We start from the raw sequence: 1,032 nt of genomic DNA, 5'->3' as shown, positions 1-1,032 counted from the left end.
ACGCGCCGACCTGCTGGCCATGACGCCACATGGCTGGCGCGCCAGCGCCGAACGGCGCACGGCGGTCATCGAGCAACCCGGACCGTTCAAGGTCACCGTTTCCATGCGCTACGATTATTTCGTGCTGCAATAAGCATTCAGACAGAGGCACCCATGCGCCAACCCGATATCGAGATTTATCTGAAAGACGAAGACGTCGACCACAAGGCCATCGCCCAGTGGCTCGGTGCAGCCCTCGGGCCCTGCAGCGAGTGGGCCCGCAAAGGCCAGACCTGGAAGTGCACGGCCGGCAATGTCCCTGTGACCTGGCTGCCAAAAGCAGTCGGCAAATGGAACAGCCTGTATCTGGAAAGCGATCAGACGCCTTGGGATGACGACATTTCCTGCGCCCGTGCAGCCTTCGCCGCGCTCAATGTCGAAGTGCGTTGCGCGCCAGGGACCTGGGTCGAAGAAGAAAGCGATGACACTGCCGACCGCTGGATCCGCATCAGTGCCGACGGCGAAGAAGAGATCACCTGGCGCACCTCGTAAGTCTGGATCTGCTGTGGCGCAGAGCGTCACGGCTGCCTGCCCACCTGCGGTGACCGCTACGCCACCTCCCACGGGAGTGAAACCAAGGCGCTTTTGCCCATCGCCTCGGGATGCGTCACACTGGCGCCATCTCGGGCAGCCGCCCTTTATTCAGCAGAAGCCGTATGACCCGCTCTCCATTCCGCCGTCTTGTATTCGGCACTCTGCGCCGATTGCTCTACCTCTGGGTTCGCTCGGAAACCATCAATCAATCGTCTTTCACGCTTAATCTGGACCGCAGTCGACCAGTGTTCTATGCGCTGCAGTCGCCATCGATCAGCGATCTGGCGGTGCTCGACACCGAGTGCCGCAAGGCCGGTCTGCCACGCCCGGTGCTTTCGGTATCGGTCGGCAACCTGATGGAGCCTGCCGCGTTCTTCTACCTGACACCCTCCCCCGACTGGCTTGGCCGTCACGACAAGCGCGGCGCGCCGCCGACGCTGGAGCGTCTGGTTGCCGCGG

Annotated in this window: 1 protein-coding gene and 2 pseudogenes; all 3 read left to right on the top strand. The window is 62.5% G+C overall.

Annotated elements, in window-relative coordinates; genetic code table 11:
* Window positions 1–133: pseudogene (locus BZK31_RS29320) on the top strand (putative RNA methyltransferase); the annotation flags it as partial.
* Between the two features lie 20 nt (window positions 134–153).
* Window positions 154–531, top strand: coding sequence for a hypothetical protein (locus BZK31_RS28745; protein ID WP_083186494.1), 378 nt, complete (start codon window positions 154–156; stop codon window positions 529–531).
* Window positions 532–695: 164 nt separating this feature from the next.
* A pseudogene (locus BZK31_RS28740) lies at window positions 696–1,032 on the top strand (glycerol-3-phosphate 1-O-acyltransferase PlsB); the annotation flags it as partial.

The sequence above is a fragment of the Pseudomonas floridensis genome (assembly GCF_002087235.1).
GTDB lineage: Bacteria > Pseudomonadota > Gammaproteobacteria > Pseudomonadales > Pseudomonadaceae > Aquipseudomonas > Aquipseudomonas floridensis.
Note: the sequence above shows the minus strand (reverse complement) of the source record. Positions and strands in the feature narration are given on the sequence as shown.

Excerpts from the sequence above, each read along its gene's own strand:
- BZK31_RS28745 (WP_083186494.1), top strand. The coding sequence starts at position 154 with ATGCGCCAACCCGATATCGAGATTTATCTGAAAGACGAAGACGTCGAC.